Origin of the sequence: Trichlorobacter sp. (genome assembly GCF_030247655.1) — a bacterium.
Taxonomy (GTDB): Bacteria; Desulfobacterota; Desulfuromonadia; order Geobacterales; family Pseudopelobacteraceae; genus Trichlorobacter.
Genome location: NZ_JAOTRZ010000223.1, coordinates 1 through 4636, shown reverse-complemented (window position 1 = coordinate 4636; position 4636 = coordinate 1). Strand labels below are relative to the sequence as shown.

Here is a 4636-nt window from a genome sequence, read left to right as displayed (position 1 = left end):
CACTGGCCGGAGCGATACGCTGGGCAGCGGAAAAAAAGAATCCGACAGCTGCAAAAGCAGTTATCGGATTCAATAGTGATTGGCGTCCCCGAGACGATTTGAACGTCCGGCCCCTTCCTTAGGAGGGAAGTGCTCTATCCAGCTGAGCTACGGGGACATAAAATGGACATTACTTTTATCAGAATTGCAGCAGCGAGTAAACCTTTCCTTCGGGCAGTTTTTTACGGCCTTCCAGAAACCCAAGCTCTGTCATGAAGCAGCATTCAATAATATCACCGCCCAGCTGGCTGACCATGTCCACTACTGCGGCAACGGTACCGCCGGTTGCCAGTAGGTCATCGGCAATCAGGATCTTTTCGCCCGGCTTAATGGCATCCTTGTGAATTTCAAGGGTGTCAGTGCCATACTCCAGAGCATAGGTCTTGCTGAAGGTTTCAGAGGGTAGTTTACCCGGTTTGCGGACCAGCACAACGCCTGCTCCCAGCTTGTAGGCCAGGGCTGCGCCGATCAGGAACCCCCGCGCCTCAACGCCTACTACCTTGTCAATCCGTTGGCCAATGTAGCGGTTGGCGATCATGTCAATCATGCGGGTAAATGATTTCGCATCCTGCAGCAGGGTGGTGATGTCTTTAAAGATGATCCCTTTTTTGGGGAAATCAGGAATGTCACGAATGGTGAGTTTAAGATCGTCCATGGGATTGTACTCCTTACAAAGGTTAATGGATATTTTGGGTAAAGCTTTTCAGTTTTTCAAGGGATTTAGCCTCTATCTGGCGAATCCTTTCACGGGTAACGCCAAAGCTCTGGCCAATGGTGTCCAGGGTCTGAGGGTCTTGATCGTCAAGACCGAAACGCAGTCCCAAAATGGTTTTTTCGTTTTCACTGAGTTTGTCAAAATGCTCGGCGATCTGTTCATAGCGATTAATATTTTCAAGCAGTTCAGAGGGAGATACCGCAGATGAATCTTCTATGGTGTCTACCAGAAAGAAGTCATTGCCGTCTCCGATTGGCGTATCTATGGAGCAGGTGCGTTTAAGCAGGATCATCAGCCTGCGGATATGCATCGGCTTGATCTGCATGGTTTCAGCCAGTTCCTGGACCGTTGGTTCGCGGTGCAGCTCTTGTGACATCTGACGTGAGACTTTAAGCATGCGACTTATGTCGTCAGACACATGAACAGGAAGCCTTATTGTTCTTGATTGATTAACCAGTGCCCGTTCGATTGATTGGCGGATCCACCAGGTTGCGTAGGTTGAGAAGCGGCATTCCTTTTCAAGAGAGAACCGTTCTACCGCCTTCATCAGGCCAAGATTACCTTCCTCTATCAGGTCAAGGAACGGTAGACCACGATTCAGGTAGCGCTTGGATATTTTGACCACCAGCCGCAGGTTAGACTCAATCATCTTGTTGCGGGCAGCCCTGTCTCCCTGTTCTACCTTGCGGGCCAATGCCTTCTCTTCTTCTGCATTCAACAGCGGGGTACGCTGGATGTCGCGCAGGTAAATCTTGACCGGGTCATCAAGAGAGATCTGCTCTACCAGAGCCGGAAGATCGTCAATTTCCAGTGTCGGGTCTTCTTCTGCCTCAATGGCGGCAACAAAGCCAACCGGTGGTTCCTGTTCGTCATCCAGGCCTGGAGCATCCAAAAACGGTTCCTGGTGGGGCGTGTCAAGCGACATGAAACCTCCTCAACTGTTGAGCTGCCAGCCCTGCTGGCCAATCAGCGGGACAAAACGGCAGCCGATGCCGGTTTCCTGTGTCAGGGTACCATCTGCCGCCTTGCGAATCCGAAGTAGGGTCTGGCTTGCTTCATCACCAACCGGTATGACCAGCCGGCCTCCCGGCGCCAGTTGGGCAGCCAGGGTTTCAGGGATAGCCGGGGCTCCGGCAGTAACGATTATTGCGTCAAATGGTCCTTCTTCCGGCCAGCCCAGGGTTCCGTCACCAACTTTAATGTTAACATTCAAAAGATGCAGTGTATCAAGTACCTTACGGGCCTGCATGGCCAGGGGGCGGATTCGTTCAATGGTCCAGACCCGTCTGACCAGGCTGGCAAGAATGGCGGTCTGGTATCCTGAGCCGGTACCGATTTCAAGCACATGGTCCTTGCTGTTCAGCTCCAGCAGGTCAGTCATTAATGCAACAATGTACGGTTGTGAGATGGTCTGTTTTTCGCCGATCGGCAAAGGACCGTCACTGTAGGCCTGTACCGCCATGGCCTCCTGTACAAACAGGTGGCGGGGGACCTTCTGAAAGACGTCAAGAAGACGAGGGGTGGTAATGCCGCGACTAACGAGTTGTTCCTGTACCATTCGTTTGCGGGCGATTTCAAAATTTACCAAAACATGCTCCCCTACGGAAGATTAACGGCGGCACGATACCAGAGTAGGCCGCGGTTGTCCAGCATCAGGCAATCTGCCATTGCTTCAGGGTTTCCAGAGCGCGGTGGTTGGTCAGGTCCAGGTGCAGCGGGGTGAGGGAGGAATGTCCTTTGCCGACTGCATTGAAGTCAGTCCCTTCATCATCCATAAAACTGGGTTCTTCACTGCCGATCCAGTAGTATTTGCGGCCTCTGGGGTCGGTCTTGTCCACGATCTTTCCCACAAATGAACGTTTGCCCTGGCGGGTGATCAATGGTGCTTTGATCTCTGAAAAAGGCAAGTTAGGGACATTCAGGTTCAGGAAGGTGTCAGTGGGAACGCCTTGCTGAATCAGCATCCGCGCCACCTGGAGAGCAACTTTTGCTGCATCAGGGAAATGACCGGTGGGGCCGTAGGTGGCCAGCGATACGGCCAGGGCCGGTATACCCATTAGATTGGCTTCCATGGCAGCGGCAACGGTACCGGAGTAGGTGATGTCATCCCCCATGTTGCCGCCGTGGTTAATGCCTGAAACCACCAGGTCCGGCGGGGAGTCAAGCAGGCTGTGAATGCCCATATTAACACAGTCCGTGGGGGTGCCATCCACGGCAAACCAGCCTTTACGCAGCTCAAAGACCCGCAAGGGGGAATGCAGGGTCAGGGAATGTCCGGCAGCGCTGCGTTCACGGTCCGGCGCCACCACCGTCACATCGCCCAGCTCTGTCAGTGCTTCAGCCAGGGCCTTGATGCCCGGTGCGCCGATGCCATCATCGTTGGTGACCATAATCTGCATAGCTGTACCACCTCTGCTGTCTTTTTGAGTTAATGAAGGCCGTTTATGGCAGAAAAAAGCCCTGAAATCAAGGATTCAGAATGTTTTTCGGTTTACAAAAACAGGCTGAGCAGGTAGATTGACCCTCTAAATTATCAAACACTATCTCATTTGGAGGGATTTGTATGAAAGCAGTCTTGATGGAGGGTTTTGGCGGAGTAGAGGTGTTGAAAGTGGGTGAGGCAACCAAGCCAACCCCTGCTGAAGGACAGGTGCTGGTCAAGGTGATTGCCACCACCATTAACCGACCTGATCTGGTGCAGCGTGAAGGCAAGTATCCGCCACCTCCTGGTGATTCTGAGATCCTTGGTCTTGAAGTGGCCGGTACTATTGAAGAACTTGGCGCCGGTGTGGAAGGCTGGCAGGTTGGCCAGCGGGTTATGTCCCTGGTGGGCGGCGGTGCCTGTGCCGAGTATGCCGTGGCATACGCCAGTCATCTGATGCCGATCCCGGAGTCCATGTCCTTTGAAGAGGCGGCCTGCGTCTGTGAATCCTACATCACTGCCTTCTCAAACCTGTTCATGATCGGTGGCCTGAAGGACAAGAACACCACCATTATCCACGGCGGTGGTGGCGGGGTCAACATGGCCGGTGTGCAGCTTTGCAAGGCGCTGGTGCCGGAGACCAAGATCATCGTCACCTCCCACCCCAGCAAGCTGGAGCGTGTCAAGGCGATGGGGGTTGATCTGGTGGTTGATTTTACTACCACCCCTGACTTTTCTGAGGCGGTCAAGGAATTCACCAACAAGAAAGGTGCGGATGTGATCCTTGACCATGTCGGTGCCAAGTACCTGGCACCGAATATGGCCTCGCTGGGCTATGCCGGTCGTCTGGTGATCATCGGTATCATCAGCGGCATCAAGGCAGAACTGAACCTGGCTCTGATGATGGTCAAGCGTCAGCAGATCATCGGCTCTGTCCTGCGTTCCCGTCCGGTCAAGGACAAGGCTGCCATGGTGGCCGAGTTTACCAAAACCGCGCTGCCCAAGTTTGCTGACCGCACCATCGTTCCGATCATTGAAAAGGTCTTCTCAATTGATGAAGTGGTTGAGGCGCACCGGATGATGGAAGAGGACAAGCATTTTGGTAAGATTGTGTTGAAAATACAATAACCAATGGCCCAACCGCTGGACAACTATCACCGCCTGCTGGATAAGGTGGATCAACTCTGTGAGGGTATCACCACATTGCTGGGTGATGCCCTCACCTGCCATGCCGGTTGTTCCTCCTGCTGTATCAGTATCTCGGTCTTTCCGGTGGAGGCGGCGGCACTGATTGAGGCTGCCGGACAGTTGACGTCGGAGCAGTGTCAGCAGCGGAAGCACCAGTTGTCCAACCCTCAAAATGAGGATTGTTGTCCGCTCCTCCTTGACGATTGTTGTCTGTTGTACCAGGCTCGCCCGATTATCTGCCGCACCCATGGACTGCCAATCCTGATCACTGA

Annotated in this window: 5 protein-coding genes, 1 tRNA gene and 1 pseudogene; 2 read left to right on the top strand and 5 right to left on the bottom strand. The window is 53.4% G+C overall.

Annotation, left to right across the window (positions count from 1 at the left end; translation table 11 throughout):
* Positions 1–80: 80 nt before the first annotated feature.
* The 5 genes from OEL57_RS14315 to surE form a co-directional block, all read right to left on the bottom strand.
* Positions 81–157: transfer RNA gene (locus OEL57_RS14315), tRNA-Arg, on the bottom strand.
* A 21-nt stretch (positions 158–178) separates the two neighbouring features.
* Positions 179–694 carry an adenine phosphoribosyltransferase gene (locus OEL57_RS14310; protein WP_300741351.1) on the bottom strand — a complete coding sequence of 172 codons (516 nt, stop codon included), beginning with the start codon at positions 692–694 and terminating at the stop codon, positions 179–181.
* Between the two features lie 22 nt (positions 695–716).
* Positions 717–1679 (bottom strand): sigma-70 family RNA polymerase sigma factor, encoded by a 963-nt coding sequence (locus OEL57_RS14305; RefSeq protein WP_300741349.1) that lies wholly within the window; start codon positions 1677–1679, stop codon positions 717–719.
* A 9-nt stretch (positions 1680–1688) separates the two neighbouring features.
* Complete coding sequence (locus OEL57_RS14300; protein WP_300741353.1) at positions 1689–2312, bottom strand: protein-L-isoaspartate(D-aspartate) O-methyltransferase; 624 nt, start codon at positions 2310–2312, stop codon at positions 1689–1691.
* 94 nt (positions 2313–2406) lie between these two features.
* On the bottom strand, positions 2407–3153 hold the full coding sequence (gene surE, locus OEL57_RS14295) for a 5'/3'-nucleotidase SurE (protein WP_300741347.1): 747 nt from the start codon (positions 3151–3153) through the stop codon (positions 2407–2409).
* A 164-nt stretch (positions 3154–3317) separates the two neighbouring features.
* Between surE and OEL57_RS14290 the strand changes: the two genes are divergently transcribed.
* Positions 3318–4304, top strand: coding sequence for an NAD(P)H-quinone oxidoreductase (locus OEL57_RS14290; RefSeq protein ID WP_300741346.1), 987 nt, complete (start codon positions 3318–3320; stop codon positions 4302–4304).
* Between the two features lie 3 nt (positions 4305–4307).
* A pseudogene (locus OEL57_RS14285) lies at positions 4308–4636 on the top strand (YkgJ family cysteine cluster protein); the annotation flags it as partial.

Coding starts and splice junctions, on each gene's coding strand:
- OEL57_RS14305 (WP_300741349.1), bottom strand. CDS start 1,679: ATGTCGCTTGACACGCCCCACCAGGAACCGTTTTTGGATGCTCCAGGC.
- surE (WP_300741347.1), bottom strand. CDS start 3,153: ATGCAGATTATGGTCACCAACGATGATGGCATCGGCGCACCGGGCATC.
- OEL57_RS14290 (WP_300741346.1), top strand. CDS start 3,318: ATGAAAGCAGTCTTGATGGAGGGTTTTGGCGGAGTAGAGGTGTTGAAA.
- OEL57_RS14310 (WP_300741351.1), bottom strand. CDS start 694: ATGGACGATCTTAAACTCACCATTCGTGACATTCCTGATTTCCCCAAA.
- OEL57_RS14300 (WP_300741353.1), bottom strand. CDS start 2,312: ATGGTACAGGAACAACTCGTTAGTCGCGGCATTACCACCCCTCGTCTT.